Source organism: Cellulomonas sp. P2_F12 (assembly GCF_056403775.1).
In genome coordinates, this window is record NZ_JBFUEV010000009.1 from 1 (window position 1) to 16716 (window position 16716).

Below are 16716 nucleotides of genomic sequence, written 5' to 3' on the forward strand. Positions count from 1 at the left end.
GCCCGGCCGGGCCCCGGCCGCGGGCCGGGCCGCGCGCGGGACCCGGGCGAGATGGTAGGACGGAGCGCATGACTTCGACGCCCTTTCATGACCTCGACCAGTACGTCGCCGTCCCGCGGCTCAGCGGGCTGGTGCTCTCGCCGGACGGGACGCGGCTGGTGACGGCCGTCGCGACGCTGAACGGCAAGAAGACCAAGTACGTCACGGCCCTCTGGGAGGTCGACCCGGCCAACGAGGAGCCCGCGCGACGGCTCACGCGCAGCGCGAAGGGTGAGTCCAGCGCCGCGTTCACGCCGGGCGGCGACCTGCTGTTCACCAGCGCGCGGCCGGACCCGGACAGCGACGCGGACGACGACGACGCGGTGCCGGCCCTCTGGCTGCTGCCGAAGAACGGCGCCGAGGCGCGGGTCGTCGCGAGCAGGGCCGCGGGGCTCGGCGGGGTGCACGTCGCGAAGGACGCTGAGGTCGTGCTCGTCGGGTCGGACGTGCTGCCCAGCGCCAAGGACGACGAGCAGGACGAGAAGCTGCGCAAGGCCCGCAAGGAGAAGAAGGTCGCGGCGATCCTGCACGACGGCTACCCGGTCCGGTTCTGGGACCACGACCTCGGCCCGGAGAGCCCGCACCTGTTCGTCGCGACGGTCGGCGACGAGGTCACCACCCCGCTCGCGGGCGCCGGGGACCCGAAGCTGAAGCTCACGGACGTGACCCCGCAGGCGCGGTCGGCGCTGGTCGAGCAGGGCGCCGCGATCAGCCCGGACGGCCGCACGGTGGTGACCGGCTGGTACGCGCCGCTGGCGCGCGGGAGCCAGCGCAGCCGGTTGGTCGCGGTCGACGTCGCGTCGGGTGAGCACCGGGTGCTCGTCGACGACCCGGCGGCGGACCTCGGGTCGCCGGCCATCTCGCCGGACGGTCGGTGGGTGGCGTACTCGCGGGAGACGATCTCGACCCCGCACGAGGCCCCGAGGGTGACACTGCAGCTGGTCGCGACCGCCGGCGGCGAGCCGCGCACGCTGGCCGAGGGTTGGGACCGCTGGCCGCACGACCCGGTGTGGGCGCCGGACAGCCAGAGCCTGCTGGTGCTCGCCGACGACGACGGCCGCGGGCCGGTGTTCCGGATCGACCTCGACACGGACGAGGTCACGCGGCTGACCAGCGACGACGCGACGTTCACCGACGTGTCGATCAGCCCCGACGGCACCACGGCGTACGCGCTGCGGACCTCGTACGAGGCGCCGAGCCACCCGGTGCGCATCGACCTCGCGACCAAGCAGACGACCGCGCTCCGCAGCCCGATCGCGACCCCCGAGCTCCCGGGCACCCTGGAGGAGGTCGAGTCGACGGACGCGGACGGCCGCCGCGTGCGCGCCTGGCTGGCGCGCCCGGCGGGCGACGAGAAGGTCCCGCTGCTGCTGTGGATCCACGGCGGCCCGCTGGGCTCGTGGAACGCGTGGTCGTGGCGGTGGAACCCGTGGATCCTCGTCGCCCAGGGGTACGCGGTGCTGCTGCCGGACCCGGCGCTGTCCACCGGATACGGGCAGCAGTTCGTCCAGGACGGCTGGGGTGCCTGGGGCGCCGCGCCGTACACGGACCTGCTGGCGATCACGGACGCCGTCGAGGCGCGGGACGACATCGACGAGACGCGCACGGCGGCGATGGGCGGCTCGTTCGGCGGCTACATGGCCAACTGGGTGGCGGGTCACACGGACCGGTTCCGTGCGATCGTCACGCACGCGAGCCTGTGGGCGCTGGACCAGTTCGGCCCGACGACGGACGCGGCCTACTACTGGGAGCGGGAGATGACCGAGCAGATGGCGCTCGAGAACTCGCCGCACCTGCACGTCGGCAAGATCGTCACGCCCATGCTCGTGGTGCACGGCGACAAGGACTACCGGGTACCGGTCGGCGAGGGCCTGCGCCTCTGGTACGAGCTGCTGGCCAAGAGCGGCCTGCCTGCCGACGACGACGGGAGGACCGCCCACCGCTTCCTCTACTTCCCCGACGAGAACCACTGGGTGCTCAGCCCCCAGCACGCGATCGTCTGGTACCAGGTGGTCGAGGCGTTCCTGGCGGAGCACGTGCTCACCCGGACGGGTGAGGAAGGTCCGGTTTATCCCGAGATTCTGGGGTAGCGGGCCGTCTCGGCGTGCGAGGTCACCGGGTCGGCACCAGACTCGCCGGTCGGAGCCGGGCGACAGATGCCCGGCACGACGGAAGGAAGGACCGACATGGGTATCGGAGGCGGAATCGCCCTCATCGTGGTCGGCGCGATCCTCTCGTTCGGGATCAGCGACGCGCTCGACGGCGTCAACCTGGCGGTGATCGGCTACATCTGCATGGGTGCCGGAGTCATCGCGATCATCCTGGCGGTCGCGCTGCAGGCGTCGCGCAACAACACCTCGCACCGCGAGGTCATCGAGCAGCGCGGCACGCCCACCGCGCCGGCGGCGACCCCGGTCGCGCCGGTGGTGGCCCCGGTCCAGCAGGCGCCGGTCCAGCAGGTCCCCGTCCAGCAGCAGCCGCCCGCGGCCCCGCCCGCGGTCTGACGGCTCGCACGGCGACGCGCCCCCGGGAACGGGGGCGCGTCGTCGTGTCAGGCCTTGAGGGGCCCTCGCACGATCGAGTCGCCAGAGTGCGCGGGGTTCCCGTCGAACTGCTCCTCGGAGACGTCGACCACGGAGTACTGGGTGAGGTCGAGCCCGTCGGGCAGGTCGAACCGACCCGACGTCCCGGTGAGGGTGCCCACGCTGACCAGGCCGCTGACGTCGGGCTTGAGCAGCCAGACCTCGCGGAAGCCGTCCCCGGACGGCACGTCGTCGGCGAGGTCGACGACGAGCACGCGGCTCCCGTCGGCCGCCGTCTCCACCGCGGCGGACCCGGACGCGTCCCAGCCGGGCAGCGGCTCGAGGGTGGCGGTGGCCAGCACGGTGGGCTCGTCGTCGTGGTTGGCCACCCACCAGGCCCCGCCGCCGCCGACCACGAGCCCGGAGACCGCCGCGGCCGCGACCCAGCGCCAGGCGCGGGGCCGGTCGCGCCGGGCGTCGAGCGCGACGACGGGTGCGAGCGGCTCGGCGGGCTCGGCAGGGGTGCGCTCCGGCGCGGCGGCGGTCGCCAGCGCCTGCGCGCCGGGCGAGAGGCCGAGCTCGCCGGCGATGCGACCCCAGACAGCCGGCGCGGGCGCGACGAGCGCGTCGTCGGGGCCGCCGGAGCGCGCGAGCCCGACCACGTCGCGCAGGGCGGTGAGCTCGTCGGTGCAGCGCTCGCACTCCTCGATGTGAGCGAGGTCCGCTGTCGACCCGACGGGCTCCCCGAGGGCGAGGAGCGCCAGCACGTCGTCGTCCACGTGCGACTCATCGAACGGCACCGTCCACCTCCCATCGAGTCCGCAGCCGGGCGAGGCTGCGCCGGACGTGGCTCTTCACCGTGCCGAGCGGCAGGTCCAGTCTGCTGGCGATCTGGTCGTGCGTGAGGTCGTCGTAGAACGCGAGCCGCAGGATGGTGCGCTGCGGGTCCCCCAGCCGGTCGAGCTCGTCGGCCACGAGGACCCGGTCGACCACGCGCCCGTCCACGGCGGGGACCGGCGTCTCGAGCGCCTCGGACACCGACCTGTCCCGCAGTCGCCGGTCGCGCGCCCGCTTCTCGTGCGTGTCCGCGACGACGTGCCGGGCGATCCCGAGCAGCCAGGCCGGCAGTCGGGACCGGTCCGGGTCGAACCGCGCGCGGCTGCGCCAGGCCTCGACGAACACCTGCTGCGTCACGTCCTCGGCGTCCGACAGGCTGCCCAGCGAGCGCAGCGCGACGGTGTGCACGAGCGAGGACCAGCGCCGGTACGCCTCGGCGATCGCGGTCTCGTCGCCCTGGGCGAACGCCACGCCGAGCTCCTCGACACCCTCGCCGTCCGGGTCGAGCCGGTGCGACGGGCGCGACGGGTCTGCGGACCCGGGCCCGGGTGCGCTCACGCACGACTCCTCACTCGTCGGCTCCCCGACCGCAGGAGCGCTGTGCACCAGTGTCACGGCTACCCACCGAGCGGCTCGGCGGTGACGACGACGTTGTCCGTATAGTGCCCGATGTCACGGCGAAAGGTGCCACCGCACGTCACCAGCACGAGTCGCGGCGCGCCGGACCGGTCGAACCACTGGTCCACGGGCGCCCCCTCCTTCGGGATCTTCTCGACGCCGACGACCCGGTACGCGTGCTCGCTGCCGTCCTCCGTCGTGACCGTGAGCGTCGCCCCGACAGCCACCTCCCGGAGCCTGGCGAACTGCCCGATCCCCGTCAGCCGGCTGTCGACGTGCGCTGCCAGGACCGTCGCGCCCTCGGCGTCGGCGGGCGCGGGGCCGAACTCGTACCAGCCGGCGCGGTCGGCATCCTCGGGGATCTGCATCTCGCCGTCGTCCGTGACGCCGACGGGGTCGACGGGCATGTCGATCCCGACGTCGGGCACGACGAGCCGCACGGGCGGCGGCGTCGCCGCGACGGGTTGCTGGGCGGAGAGGTCGGCGTCGTAGACCGGCACGACCGGGACCGGGCGGGACGGGGTCGGTCGCGGCGTCGCCGTGGGGGACGACGACGCCGCGACCACCGGCTCGGAGGCGGGGTCCGGGCCGGTGCACGCGGTCAGCGGGCCGAGCGTCGCGCCGAGGACGACGACGGTCGCGAGCACGCGTGCCGAGGCCCGGGAGGGCGCGAGCGCCGTCCCGGGCCACGACGAACCGGTCATGTGCAGGATCAGCCCCGCTGGAGGGCGGTGCGGCGGGCGAAGCCGAGCCCGACCAGACCGGCGACGGCGAGCGCGCCGAGCGCGAACGGCCACGCGGGGGTGCCGGGGTCGGCGACGAGCCCGACCTCGCCCGCGTTCACGCCGGACGGGTTGCCGTGCAGGCCGGTGATGGTCTGCACCGCGAGCGCGAGCGTCGCGGGCGAGGCTGTGGCGCTGCCCCACGCGTAGACGATCGTGTTGGTGCCCTCGGTGATCGGCACGTCGGTCGGGCCGAGCAGCGCGGGCGTCGTCGTGCCGGTGGCGGTCACGCTGGCCGAGACGGTGCCGGCGGGCAGGTTCAGCACCTTCTCGTTCGGGTTGGTGAGATTGCTGATCACCGCGGCGCCGCCGGCGACGATGTCCACGCCGGGTGCGGCCGCGACGTGCCGGACGGTGAGCCGGCCCTGCCCGGCCGTCGTGGTGGAGATGTCGTTGGTGAACAGGGTCGCGGTCGGTGCGCCCGCGGCGTCGAGGTGGGCGACCGCCGTGTAGTTCTTGCCGGCCTCGAGCGCGAGGTCGACCGGCCCGATCGCCGGGGAGCTGGCGTCGGCAGCGTCCGCCGCCGTGATGGCGACCGTGTACGTGCCCGCGGGCAGGTCGAGCGGGCCGGCCATCGAGCCGGGCGTGAAGTCGTCGAGCGTGCGCTCTCCGTTGACCCAGACGTCGACGGTGAGGCCGGGCACGCCGTGGAAGACGGACAGCTTCGCGGTGTCGGCGGCGGAGGCCGGGTTGGCGGCGAGGGTCAGGAGAGCGAGCGTTCCGGCGGCGATGCCGGCGAGAAGTCGTGCGCGCATGGTGCGTCCTTCGAGGACTGGCCCGGCGGGGTACGCGCGGGCGGCCGATGTGCTGACACCCCCTCTTCGGCCGCCGGGTCGTCCGCGGATGCACTACGCGCCGGCGGCCTCGGCGATCGCCCCCGCCAGGTCGACGGGCCGGGAGAACATCGGCCAGTGCCCGGTGGGCAGGTCGACGTAGGTGAGGTCCGTGATGTCGCCCAGCTCGGTGTGGAAGGGCGGGCCGCCGTGCGCCATCGTCTTCAGCACCTCGGACGGCAGGCTCGTGCAGATCGCGGTCGCCGGGACGTCGAAGCGGCGCGGGTCGCTCACGTGCACCGGGTCCCGCACGACCTGCGCGGGATGCGGCACGGCCCGGCGGCGGAGCTCGGCGAGGCCGTCGTCGTCGATTCCCTCGGTGCTGGACCCCTGGGCGGCGAGCTCGGCCCAGGTGGGCAGGGGGACCTCGACGGGCTCGGTCGTCGCGACGTCGAGGGCCGCGCCGTCCTCCAGCGGTCCGGAGTCGACGTAGATCACGCGCCGCACGCGGTCGGGACGTCTGTCGACGACCTCGCCGACGAGAGCGCCGCCGCCGCTGTGCCCGACCAGCACGACGTCGCCCTCGAGGCTGTCGACGAGGTCGACGACGGCCTGGACGTGGTCGGCGCGCGTGATGCTGCCCCGGGCCGCGTCGGGCTCGAGGCCTGGCAGGGTGACCGGGCGGGCGTCGAGCTCGTCGGGGAGGGCTGCGACGACGGCGTCCCACGCCCACGCGCCGAGCCAGAAACCGGGGACGAGTACCAGTGATGTGGTCATGCACCGATCATCCGACCCGTCCGGTGACACCGGGATGTCACCTTTGTGTCACCATGCTGGAACCGTGAACCGCACCGACCGTCTCTACGCCCTCGCCGAGGAGCTGCGCCGCGTCGGCCGCGCCGGCACCACGAGCACGCGGCTGGCGCGGCTGTTCGAGGTGTCGCCCCGGACCGTGAAGCGCGACATCTCCTCGCTGCAGCAGACCGGCCTTCCCGTCGTCGCGCAGGCGGGCCTGGGCGGCGGCTACGTGCTGGCCGCGTCCGTCGCGCTGCCGCCGGTGAACTTCACGCCCGCGCAGGCGGTCGCGCTCGCGCTCGCGGTCAGCGCCCTGCCGCCGGGCAGCCCGTTCGGTGCCGACGCCGACGCCGCGCGCGCCAAGGTCCTCGACGCCCTGTCGCCGGCCGACCGCGTCCGTGCCGACGAGCTGGCGGCCCGGGTGTGGTCGCGGCCGGACACGCCCTCGGAGCGGCCGTCCTCACGGGTGCTCCGGGCCGCCGAGGAGTCGCTCGGCCGGCACGTGGTGCTGGCGATCGAGTACCGCAGCTCGTCCGGGACCGTGAGCCGCCGACGGATCGAGCCCGTCGTCCTCGCCCGCACGGGCGGCACCTGGTACCTGGTGGCGTGGTGCCAGAGCCGTCAGGGGCTGCGGTGGTTCCGGCTCGGACGGATTCTTCGGGCGGACCTCACACCCGAGGTGTACGAGCCGCGGCCTGTCGCGGACGTCGGGGAGGCGCCGCCGGACGCCCGGCCGGTATCGGCGAGAGCGTCGGACTGAGGATGACGACGTTCTCGATCCGCGAGGCGAAAGGGCTGGATGTGGGTGCGCCTCACCCAATACTTTGAGAGCGCTCTCACCTGGCCGAAGGAGTCCGCGTGCGTCTCGTGCCGCCCGTCGTCGACATGCTGCTGCTCCCTGCGGCGGTGCTCGCGGCGGCGGCAGACGGCCGAGAGCACGTGCCGAACGGCTCCTTGGGGACACGACGACGCAGGAGGGCGACGTGATCCGCGCCTGGTACCGCAGCGCCGTCCTGCCGAGACGGGACATCGCGCGCCTGCTGCCCACCGCCGGCGCGGGGCTGGTGGTGGGGCTCGTCGTGCTCGACCTGGTGCTCGGGCTGCTGCCGGTCGCGTTCGTGCTGGCCACCAGCGTCGTGGTCGGCCAGGTCCCGGCGGCGGTCGAGGGCGGCACCGGCTCGGCGGCGTGGAGCGACCTGGTGCGGACGTTCGTGCTGGCGGCGGCCCTGTTCCTCGCGCGGCAGGTGCTGGCACCGGTGCAGACCGCCCTCGGCGTGCGCATGCAGCGCCGGATCGACGGGGCGCTGCGGGACCGGGCGCTGCGGGTCGCCCTGCGCTCGACCAGCATCGCGCCGATGGAGGACCAGGCGACCCTCGAGGCGCTGACGGAGGCCACCCGCGAGTTCGAGGCCGAGTTCCGCAGCCCCGGGTCGGCCGCCGCCGGCCTGCTCGCGCTCCTCGCTCGGTACGTCCAGCTGGTCGGGTTCGCCGTCGTCGTCGGGCTGGTCGCCTCCTGGCCGGCGGCGCTCGCGATCCTCGCGGCCACGCTGGTGTTCCGGTACGGGCAGCGCGGCGGGCTGCGCAAGTACTCGGAGGTGTGGAAGCACGTGATCGGCTTCCGCCGCCGGTCCGTGTACCTGCGCGAGGTGGCGATGGGGCCGGCCGCGGCCAAGGAGATGCGCGTGTTCGGGCTCGCGGGCTGGTTCACGGACGAGTACACCGGCGCGACCGAGCAGATGCTGGGCCCGGTGGCCGTGCGCCGCCGCCAGCTCTACCTCGTGCCGTACCTGGTCTACACGGCGATCGGGCTGGTCGTCTGCGCCGCCGTGCTGGTCTCGATCGCGCGGTCGGCCTCGGCGGGCGACATCACGCTCACCGCGCTCGCGCTCGGCATCCAGTCGGTCGTCGCCGCGATCGCGCTCGGGGAGTACTACCCGGAGTCCGACGTGCAGACCCAGTACGGGATGCAGGCCGTCGCCGCGCTCGGGGAGTTCGAGGCCCGGATGGACGACGCCGAGTCCCGGCTCCCGCAGGTCGGTTCCGCGCGGCCCGTGCCCGCCGGGGCGCCGTCGACCGCCGTGCGGTTCGAGGGCGTGCACTTCGCGTACCCGGGCACCAGCCGCGCGGTCCTCGACGGGCTGGACCTCGAGCTGCCCGCCGGGCTCTGCACGGCGGTCGTCGGCGTCAACGGCGCGGGCAAGACGACCCTGGTCAAGCTGCTGACGCGACTGCACGAGCCCACCGCGGGCCGGCTCACCGTCGACGGGACGGACCTCGCGGAGCTCGACGTCGCCGCGTGGCGGCGGCACGTGAGCGTGGTCTTCCAGGACTTCGTGCGCTACGAGCTCTCGGCGGCGGACAACATCTTGGTCGGCGCGGTGCACGCCCCGAGGGACCCTGCCGTCGTCCGGCACGCGGCGGAGCGCGCGGGCATCGCCGACGTCGTCGACGCGCTGCCCGCGGGCTTCGACACGACCCTGTCCCGCGCCTACGAGGGCGGCGCCGACCTCTCCGGCGGCCAGTGGCAGCGCATCGCGATCGCCCGCTCGCTGTACGCGCTCGAGGCGGGCGCGCGGGTCCTCGTGCTCGACGAGCCGACCTCCGCGCTCGACGTCCGGGCCGAGGCGGCGTTCTTCGACAGCTTCGTGGACCTCACCCGCGGGGTGACGTCGGTGCTCATCTCGCACCGGTTCTCCAGCGTGCGGCGCGCGGACCGGATCGTCGTCATCGACGCCGGTCGAGTGGTCGAGCAGGGCACCCACGACGAGCTCGTGGCGGCCGACGGGCACTACGCGCGGCTGTTCCGGCTGCAGGCCGAGCGGTTCGCCGCGGGGCTCGATGCCGACGGGAACGAGGTGGAGCCGTGACCCAGACCGTCCGCGGCAGCTGGGCGCTGCTGCGCCTCGCGGGGCGGATCAGCCCCGGCAAGCTCGTGCTGTCGGCGGTGCTCATGGTCGTCCAGTCGGTCGCGATGCCGCTCGCGGCCCCCGCCCTGGCGGCCCTGACCGACGCCGCGATCGCCGGCGACGCGCGACGGGCCTCGGTCGCCGCGGTGCTCGTCGCCGTCCTGGTGGTCGCGGCACTGACCGCCGGGCACTTCGCGCACATCTTCTACTTCGAGCTGGGCGACCTCGCGGTCATGGAGCTGGAGCGCGACCTCATCGCCCTGTCGCACGACTCGCCCGGCATCGAGCACCACGAACGACCTGAGTACGCCGACCGGCTGCAGGTGCTGCGCTCCGAGCTGGACCGGTCCGGCTGGGGGTCCATGCAGGCGCTGCTGTCCGCCATCGGCCTCGGGGTCGCGCTCGTCATCACCGGCGTCCTGCTCGCCGGGCTCAACCCGTGGCTGCTGCTGCTGCCGCTGGCCGCGATCCCCCCGCTCGTGCTGGGGCGGCGCGCGGAGGGCGTGCTGGGTGCCGCGCGCACGACCGCAGCCACCGACAACCGCCGCGCCCGGCACCTGTTCCTGCTGTCGCTCGACGCCTCGGCCGCCAAGGAGCTGCGGACGTGCGGGCTCGGCGACGAGGTGCGCACGCGGCTGCGGACCTCGTGGGAGTCGGCGACCGCCGTCCTCTGGGCGGGAGAGGTCCGGGCCGACGCCCTCCGGGCCGCCGGCCAGCTCGTGTTCGCGGTCGCGTACGTCGGGGCGACCCTCCTGGTGCTCCGGGACGCGGTCGCCGGGGAGCAGACCGTCGGCGCCGTCGTGCTCGTCATCACGCTGGCGTCGCAGGTGAACCAGCAGGTCACGGCCGCGGTGACCATCCTGCAGCAGCTGCAGCGGGCCGCGCGGACCATGGCGGACCTCACGTGGATGCGCGCGCTGGTGCGGTCGCAGAACCCGCCGCGACCCACGGTGCCCGCGCCCGACACGCTGAGCGACGGCATCCGGTTCGAGGGCGTCTCGTTCACCTATCCCGGCACCGAGCAGCCGGTGCTCGAGGGCGTCGACCTCGTCCTCCCGGCCGGCCGGAGCGTCGCCATCGTCGGCGAGAACGGGGCCGGCAAGACGACGCTGGTCAAGCTCCTGTGCCGGTTCTACGCGCCCACCACCGGCACGATCACCGTCGATGGGGTCCTGCTGGACGACCTCGACCCCGTGGCGTGGCGGGACCGGACCGCGGCCGGGTTCCAGGACTCCTGCCGGTTCGAGCTCCTGGCCCGGCAGAACGTCGGCGTGGGCGACCTGCCGCGGATCGACTCGGACGACGCCGTGCTGGAGGCCCTCGACCGGGCGCACTCGTCAGACGTCCTCGCGCGGCTGGACGACGGCCTCGACACGCAGCTGGGCACCAGCCACGCGGACGGTGCGCAGCTGTCGGGAGGCCAGTGGCAGAAGCTCGCGCTCGGTCGGGCGATGATGCGCCAGTCGCCGCTGCTCGTGGTGCTCGACGAGCCGACCTCAGCCCTCGACGCCCAGGCGGAGCACGACCTGTACGAGCGGTACGCGGCCCACGCCGCCGCCGTGGGCGCCACCACCGGCGCCGTCACGCTGCTGGTGTCGCACCGGTTCTCGACGGTCCGCATGGCCGACCTCATCCTCGTCGTCGCCGACCACCGGATCGTCGAGACCGGCTCGCACGAGGAGCTGGTGGCCCGCGGTGGTCTGTACGCCGAGCTGTACGGGATCCAGGCCGCCGCCTACCGCTGACGGCCTGCGCGTGTGGGTGGTGCGGGGCAGACTGGCAGACGCTCCGGGAGGTACCGGACGAACCGATCAGCAGGGGGATGCATGGACCACGGTGAGGCACGCGAGACCAAGGCGCAGGCGGTCGACCTCGCCCGGGAGCTGTCGGAGCGCCTGGTGCGACCGTCCGACGTCGCCGACGGCGGCCCGGCGCTGGCCATCGGGCTCGCGCCCCAGCCGGACGGGTCGTACGCGCTCGCGGTCCGCTACCGCCTCGGTCTGCCCTCGGTGCGCAGCATCGCGCGCAAGGTCGTCGCCGAGCTCCCGGACGCCGACGTCCGCCGCACGGGTCGCATCAAGACGCAGGCGTCCGACGACGACCGCAAGGTCCGCCCGCGTCCGCCGGTCATCACGGCCCGCGCCCTCGGGGAGACCGGGCGCGTCCGTCCCCTGCGGCCCGGCATCTCGATCGCCCACGTCGACGTCACCGCCGGCACGCTCGGCGCGTTCGTGCTGAAGAACGGGTCGGTCCACGCGCTGTCCAACTATCACGTGCTCTCGGGCACGCCGTCGGCGCAGGTCGGCGACGTGATCGTCCAGCCCGGACCCGCCGACGGCGGGAAGGCACCCCGCGACAAGGTCGGCACGCTGGCCGCCCGCGTGGAGCTCGAGCCGGGCGGGGACGCCACCGTCGACTGCGCCATCGCGCTGCTCGACGACCAGCAGGTCGACCCCGAGTACCCCGTCGGCCTCATCACGAAGACGGCCGTGACGCTGGGCGACGAGAAGGTGGCCAAGATCGGTCGCACCACGTCGGTCACGCACGGGCGGGTCACCGCGATCGAGCTCGACAACGTGGTGGTCGGGTACGGCGACGAGCTGGGGGAGCTGAGCTTCGACAACCAGATCGAGGTCGAGTCCACCGGCACCGGGCCGTTCTCCCGCGGCGGCGACTCCGGGTCGCTGGTCTACCGCGAGGACGGCGTCGCGCTCGGTCTGCTCTTTGCGGGGTCGGAGTCCGGGGGAGAGAATGGCACCGGGTTGACGTACATCAACCCGATCGATGCCGTTCTGCACGCGCTCGGGGTCACACTGGTCTGACGATCGTCGGACCGCCGCCCCCGCGGCCGCCGCGGTCGGCGGGAGGCGGACACCATGGCGGACCTCGAGCAGGCACGCGCGGCGAAGGAGCACCTGCGCGCCACGCTGAAGGACCGCTCGGACGTGCGCGGCATCGGGATCGCGAGGTCCGGCGACGGCTACCAGCTCCAGGTGAACGTCTCCGGCGACGTCACGGCGGACGTACCCGGGGCCGTCGACGGCGTGCACGTCCACGTCCGCGTGGTCGGCGCCGTACGCGCGAGCGCCTGAGGATCGCGCGAGCGCCGGACCGACTCCACACGGCGTCATCCGGACGGGTGAACGAGGAGTAGGCAAGCCTAACCTGTGCGGGTACGGTTTCCTGACATCTCGTCAGCACCGCCAAGGAGCCGCATGACCGCCGTGCCCGTCCTGCCGCAGGCCGTCCCCCTCTCGCTCGCGCTGCGTGAGGGCACCCGGGGCGAGCACGAGACGGCCGAACGCTCGGGCTTCGTCGAGCACCTGCTGTCGGGCGCCCTGGACCGCGCCGCGTATGCCGACCTGGCGGCCCAGCAGCTGGCGATCTACACGGCCCTGGAGCGGGCCGGCTCCCGGCTCGAGGACGACGGCGGCCTCGTCTTCGCGGCGCTGGTGCGCGTTCCGGCCATCGAGCAGGACCTCGCGTTCCTCTACGGCGACGACTGGCGCTCGCGGGTGCGCGTGCTGCCGGCGACGCTGGCCTACGTCCGGCGGCTCGAGGAGACCGGCGGGTCGCTGCCGCACTACGCCGCGCACGCCTACACGCGGTACCTCGGCGACCTCTCCGGCGGCCAGATCATCAGGCGCATGCTGCAGCGGCACTACGGGTTCGGGTCCGAGGGGATCGCGTTCTACGACTTCCCGCAGATCCACCGGTTGAAGCCGTTCAAGGACGTCTACCGAGAGCGCCTCGACGCGCTCGAGCTCGACGAGCCGGCCCGTGCGGACGTCGTCGAGGAGGCGCGTGAGGCCTTCCGGCTCAACGCCGCCGTGTTCGGCGAGCTGGGCGCGATCCACGTCGCGTGACCCGTTAGCGCACGCTTGATCGGTTTCGCGTCGTTCAGACGGGTGATCTCACCGACCTCTCATCCGTCTGCGTCGCCTGGGACGGGGCTCAGGGTCGATGATGGGCGACGTGACGCGTCGCGGTACGGCCGCCCAGGGTGCGCGCGCGGACAGCAGGTCCGCCGCGGGCCTCGTCGGCGTGCGCGCGCTGGCCCTGGCCGCCCACCGCCTGGACCGCTGCCGGTCGATCGACGAGGTCGCGCACGTGGCCGCGGCCACCGCGGTCGAGGTGCTGGATGCCCGTCGCGCCGCGTTCTGCCGCATCGACCAGGACACCTGCCGGATCGTGCTGGTCGAGCCGCCGCCCACGGATCCTCGGGTGGTCTGGATGACCCGGGCGTCCTACCGCGCCGACGACCGCCCGGCGCTGCGCGCCCTCATCCGCGACCGCTCCAGCTGGGTGGCCCACGCCCGCACGGTGCACGACGAGCCGACCGTCCCGGACGACCCCGACGCCGGCGACCCGGTCGAGGTGGATACCCTGCGGGAGCTGGACGCGTCGTCCGCCCTGTCGTCCCCGATCATCGTCAACGGCAGCGTCTGGGGTCAGCTCTACGCCGTCCGCACGCGTCCCGGGGCACCGTTCCGGGTCGACGACGTCGCCCGCTCCGAGGTCCTCGCCGCGCTCGTCGCCGGTGCCGTCGCCCGCGTCGACCTCGAGGCGCAGGTGCGCCACCTGGTGGCCGACGACCCGCTCACGGGCCTGGCCAACCGTCGTGTCGCGGACGCCGAGGCGGAGTCGGCCCTCGAGTCGGGGCACGAGACCTGCATCGTCATGTGCGACGTGGACGGGCTCAAACGGGTGAACGACGAGCTCGGCCACGACACCGGCGACGATCTGCTGCGCTCCGTGGCGGACGTGCTCAGCCGCGCGGCCGACGCGCTGCCCGGCTCGACCGCGGCACGCATCGGCGGCGACGAGTTCTGCCTGGTGACCGTCGGGCGCCGGCGGGCCGAGGTGGCCGACGTGATGGCCGCGACCATCGCCGAGTTCCCGCTGCCGCACGGCGCCGCCATCTCGTACGGCATCGCCTCGACGGCGGTGACCGGGTCGGTGTCCGCGCGGCACCTGTTCCGGCAGGCCGACACGGCGCAGTACAAGGCCAAGCGGGCCCGCGCCCGAGCGTTGCGCTCGCTGGTCCCGGCGACGGCCGACCCCGCCGTGACCGCCGAGCGCGTGCTCGTGGCCGGGACCGCGGCGATCGTCGCCGCCCAGCCCGGCGTCGTGCCGCGGCTCTGCGCGTTCGCGGCGGCCGCGACCGAGACCCTCGGCGGGTCCGCGTGGGCGGTCCTGACCCGGCGCAGCCCGGAGCAGCCGCCGTCGGCGGTGGCGCGCGGCGGGAGCCCGGCGGAGCTCGGCGTGGAGTCGTCGACCGCGGTCGTCATCCACGACCTCTGGCAGGTCGAGATCGGCATGTCGAAGACGGCGGCCACCGGGGAGGTCGTGGCGACGTCGCTCGACGCCCTGGCCTCGGTGGCGGTGCTGGGGGCGCGGTAGCGCCAACGAGTACGGCGCCCGCTAGCCGTGCAGCGGCAGGGTCAGGGTCGCCGGGGCGCCCTCGACCAGCCGGACCGGCACGCCCCAGTCCTGCGCGTTGAGGTGGCAGGCCGGGTACTCGATCGCCGGGTCGGCGTCGCAGGAGGCCGCGTGCGCGGTGACGTGCAGGACGCCCTCCGGGACTGACGGGTCGAGCCGCAGCACGCGGTCGAGCGGGACGTCGTCGCCGGCGCCCTCGAGCAGCAGCCCGGGCGGGGTCGACGAGACCTGCAGCCGGGTCGAGGGGCCGTAGCGGTCGTCGTACTTCTGGCCGGCGGCGGGCGTGAACACGACGTCGAGCCGCACCTCTCCCGGGGCCAGCTCCGTGACCGGCCGCCGGGTGCGGTGGCTGCCCGAGTCGAGGATCTGTCCGACGAGGGTGGCCGGCAGCGCGATCCGGGTGAGGCGGTGTGCCGCCGACTCGACGACCAGCAGGCTCGCCCCGCCGTCCAGGACGACGATCCCGCTGGGCTCCGCGAGGTCGGTGGCGAGCGTGCTCACGGACCCGTCGGCGTAGCGCCGGACGGCGCCGTTGTAGGTGTCCGCGACGACGACCGAGCCGTCGGGCAGGAGCGCGACGCCGAGCGGGTGCTGCAGGCGGGCCTCGGCGCCCGGCCCGTCGCGGTGGCCGAAGTCGAACAGCCCCTCGCCGACGACGGTGTGCACGGTCCGCCCCACCGGGTCCACCCAGCGCAGGGCCGAGGTCTCGGAGTCGGCCAGCCAGATCTTGTCGTCGGCACCCACCGCGAGCCCGGACGGCTGCGCGAACCACGCCTCGTGCAGCGGGCCGTCCAGCAGGCCCTCGTTCATGGTGCCGCCGAGCAGCTCGATCGAGCCCTGCTTGTCGTCGAACGCCCAGAGGGTGTGGTTGCCGGCCATGGCCACGACGAACGCGCCGAGGGGCTGGGACCAGGCGACGTCCCACGGAGAGGAGAGCTTCTGGCGACGAGGGCCGGGCACGAACGACGCCGCGGGCTGCGCGTGCCGACCGCGGGCCGCGGCGCGGTCGTCGTCGGACGTGATGCTCAGCGACGACGCGAACGCCGCCACCTCGTCGCCGGGCTCGCCGATCGCCGGCTCGAACGCGGGCTCCTCGTCGGGCTCGTCGGCGCCGTCCACGCCCAGGATGTTGTCCGCCGCGCCGACCATGTACTGCTCGCCGGTCCCGGCCACGGTGGTGACGACGCCGTCGGCGAGCCGGACCCCGCGCAGCGCGTGGTTGACCGTGTCGGCGACCAGGACGTCGTAGCCCAGCCACGGCCGGAGCTCGTCGGGCACCAGGCACAGGCCGTTGGGCTCGCTGAACCGGGCCTCGTCGGGACCCCCGTCCACCAGCCCTCGCTGACCCGACCCGATCCGTCGCACCAGCGTCTCGCCGTCTTCCGACAGCTCCGCGAGGCTGTGGTGCCCGGCATCGGCGACGAGCAGGTGGCCGTCGGGAAGGGCGATCGCCTTGGCGGGGAACCGGAGCGTTCCTTCGCTCGGCGCCGGCGGGACGTAGGGGCCGTCGCCGCGGTGCAGCGTGCCCTTGGCCTCGTGCTCGGCGATCAGCTCGCGGACCAGGATCTCGACGTTGTTCTTGTGCCCCTCGCCCGCCATCTGCGCGACGACGTAGCCCTCGGGGTCGATCACGACGAGTGTCGGCCACGCGCGTGCCGTGTACGCCGACCACGTGACCAGGTCCGGGTCGTCCAGCACCGGGTGGTGGACCTCGTAGCGCTCGACGGCGGCGGCCAGCGCGACCGGGTCAGCCTCGTGCACGAACTTGGGCGAGTGCACGCCGACGATCACCAGCACGTCGCGGTGCTGCTCCTCGAGCTCGCGCAGCTCGTCCAGGACGTGCAGGCAGTTGATGCAGCAGAACGTCCAGAAGTCGAGGACGACGATCTTGCCGCGCAGGTCGGCCAGGGTCACGTCCCGGCCGCCGGTGTTCAGCCACCCGCGCCCGACCAGCTCGGACGCACGGACCCGGGGCAGACGACTCTCACGCACGGGTCCATTC

Annotated in this window: 15 protein-coding genes; 9 read left to right on the forward strand and 6 right to left on the reverse strand. The window is 74.2% G+C overall.

Annotation, left to right across the window (positions count from 1 at the left end; translation table 11 throughout):
- Positions 1-68 precede the first annotated feature (68 nt).
- Both AC1DWH_RS16600 and AC1DWH_RS16605 read left to right on the forward strand, forming a co-directional pair.
- Positions 69-2129 carry a S9 family peptidase gene (locus AC1DWH_RS16600; protein WP_477094613.1) on the forward strand — a complete coding sequence of 687 codons (2061 nt, stop codon included), beginning with the start codon at positions 69-71 and terminating at the stop codon, positions 2127-2129.
- A gap of 96 nt (positions 2130-2225) precedes the next feature.
- Positions 2226-2543: a DUF6458 family protein gene (locus AC1DWH_RS16605; protein ID WP_477094614.1), complete on the forward strand. Its 318-nt coding sequence runs from the start codon at positions 2226-2228 to the stop codon at positions 2541-2543.
- Between the two features lie 47 nt (positions 2544-2590).
- On the opposite strand, the gene AC1DWH_RS16610 is transcribed toward AC1DWH_RS16605, so the two are convergent.
- The 5 genes from AC1DWH_RS16610 to AC1DWH_RS16630 form a co-directional block, all read right to left on the reverse strand.
- Complete coding sequence (locus AC1DWH_RS16610) at positions 2591-3361, reverse strand: anti-sigma factor (RefSeq protein WP_477094615.1); 771 nt, start codon at positions 3359-3361, stop codon at positions 2591-2593.
- Positions 3348-3956, reverse strand: coding sequence for an RNA polymerase sigma factor (locus AC1DWH_RS16615; RefSeq protein ID WP_456844783.1), 609 nt, complete (start codon positions 3954-3956; stop codon positions 3348-3350). The genes AC1DWH_RS16610 and AC1DWH_RS16615 overlap by 14 nt, the downstream gene beginning before the upstream one ends.
- Before the next feature lie 59 nt (positions 3957-4015).
- Positions 4016-4720, reverse strand: a complete 705-nt coding sequence (locus AC1DWH_RS16620; protein ID WP_477094616.1) for a class F sortase — start codon at positions 4718-4720, stop codon at positions 4016-4018.
- 8 nt (positions 4721-4728) lie between these two features.
- The gene (locus AC1DWH_RS16625) at positions 4729-5553 is read right to left on the reverse strand and encodes a DUF4397 domain-containing protein (protein WP_477094617.1); all 825 of its coding nucleotides are present in this window, start codon (positions 5551-5553) and stop codon (positions 4729-4731) included.
- Positions 5554-5646: 93 nt separating this feature from the next.
- Positions 5647-6348, reverse strand: a complete 702-nt coding sequence (locus AC1DWH_RS16630; RefSeq protein WP_477094618.1) for an alpha/beta hydrolase — start codon at positions 6346-6348, stop codon at positions 5647-5649.
- 64 nt (positions 6349-6412) lie between these two features.
- Between AC1DWH_RS16630 and AC1DWH_RS16635 the strand changes: the two genes are divergently transcribed.
- The 7 genes from AC1DWH_RS16635 to AC1DWH_RS16665 all read left to right on the forward strand — a co-directional run bounded on the left by AC1DWH_RS16635 (position 6413) and on the right by AC1DWH_RS16665 (position 14675).
- Positions 6413-7126 carry a helix-turn-helix transcriptional regulator gene (locus AC1DWH_RS16635; RefSeq protein WP_477094619.1) on the forward strand — a complete coding sequence of 238 codons (714 nt, stop codon included), beginning with the start codon at positions 6413-6415 and terminating at the stop codon, positions 7124-7126.
- Positions 7127-7349: 223 nt separating this feature from the next.
- Positions 7350-9233, forward strand: a complete 1884-nt coding sequence (locus tag AC1DWH_RS16640; RefSeq protein ID WP_477094620.1) for an ABC transporter ATP-binding protein — start codon at positions 7350-7352, stop codon at positions 9231-9233.
- Entirely contained in the window at positions 9230-11017 is a 1788-nt protein-coding gene (locus AC1DWH_RS16645; protein ID WP_477094621.1) for an ABC transporter ATP-binding protein, read from the forward strand. Before AC1DWH_RS16640 ends, AC1DWH_RS16645 begins: the two co-directional genes overlap by 4 nt.
- An 81-nt stretch (positions 11018-11098) precedes the next feature.
- Positions 11099-12094 carry a chymotrypsin family serine protease gene (locus tag AC1DWH_RS16650; RefSeq protein WP_477094622.1) on the forward strand — a complete coding sequence of 332 codons (996 nt, stop codon included), beginning with the start codon at positions 11099-11101 and terminating at the stop codon, positions 12092-12094.
- A gap of 54 nt (positions 12095-12148) precedes the next feature.
- On the forward strand, positions 12149-12364 hold the full coding sequence (locus AC1DWH_RS16655; protein ID WP_477094623.1) for a hypothetical protein: 216 nt from the start codon (positions 12149-12151) through the stop codon (positions 12362-12364).
- A 123-nt stretch (positions 12365-12487) separates the two neighbouring features.
- The gene (locus AC1DWH_RS16660) at positions 12488-13138 is read left to right on the forward strand and encodes a biliverdin-producing heme oxygenase (protein WP_477094624.1); all 651 of its coding nucleotides are present in this window, start codon (positions 12488-12490) and stop codon (positions 13136-13138) included.
- Positions 13139-13238: 100 nt separating this feature from the next.
- A complete protein-coding gene (locus AC1DWH_RS16665; RefSeq protein WP_456844791.1) occupies positions 13239-14675 on the forward strand; it encodes a GGDEF domain-containing protein in 1437 nt (478 codons plus the stop codon).
- 21 nt (positions 14676-14696) lie between these two features.
- On the opposite strand, the gene AC1DWH_RS16670 is transcribed toward AC1DWH_RS16665, so the two are convergent.
- Positions 14697-16706: an NHL domain-containing thioredoxin family protein gene (locus AC1DWH_RS16670; protein WP_477094625.1), complete on the reverse strand. Its 2010-nt coding sequence runs from the start codon at positions 16704-16706 to the stop codon at positions 14697-14699.
- Positions 16707-16716: the final 10 nt, after the last annotated feature.

Coding starts and splice junctions, on each gene's coding strand:
- AC1DWH_RS16655 (WP_477094623.1), top strand. CDS start 12,149: ATGGCGGACCTCGAGCAGGCACGCGCGGCGAAGGAGCACCTGCGCGCC.
- AC1DWH_RS16660 (WP_477094624.1), top strand. CDS start 12,488: ATGACCGCCGTGCCCGTCCTGCCGCAGGCCGTCCCCCTCTCGCTCGCG.
- AC1DWH_RS16625 (WP_477094617.1), bottom strand. CDS start 5,553: ATGCGCGCACGACTTCTCGCCGGCATCGCCGCCGGAACGCTCGCTCTC.
- AC1DWH_RS16630 (WP_477094618.1), bottom strand. CDS start 6,348: ATGACCACATCACTGGTACTCGTCCCCGGTTTCTGGCTCGGCGCGTGG.
- AC1DWH_RS16620 (WP_477094616.1), bottom strand. CDS start 4,720: ATGACCGGTTCGTCGTGGCCCGGGACGGCGCTCGCGCCCTCCCGGGCC.
- AC1DWH_RS16650 (WP_477094622.1), top strand. CDS start 11,099: ATGGACCACGGTGAGGCACGCGAGACCAAGGCGCAGGCGGTCGACCTC.
- AC1DWH_RS16600 (WP_477094613.1), top strand. CDS start 69: ATGACTTCGACGCCCTTTCATGACCTCGACCAGTACGTCGCCGTCCCG.
- AC1DWH_RS16605 (WP_477094614.1), top strand. CDS start 2,226: ATGGGTATCGGAGGCGGAATCGCCCTCATCGTGGTCGGCGCGATCCTC.
- AC1DWH_RS16665 (WP_456844791.1), top strand. CDS start 13,239: ATGGGCGACGTGACGCGTCGCGGTACGGCCGCCCAGGGTGCGCGCGCG.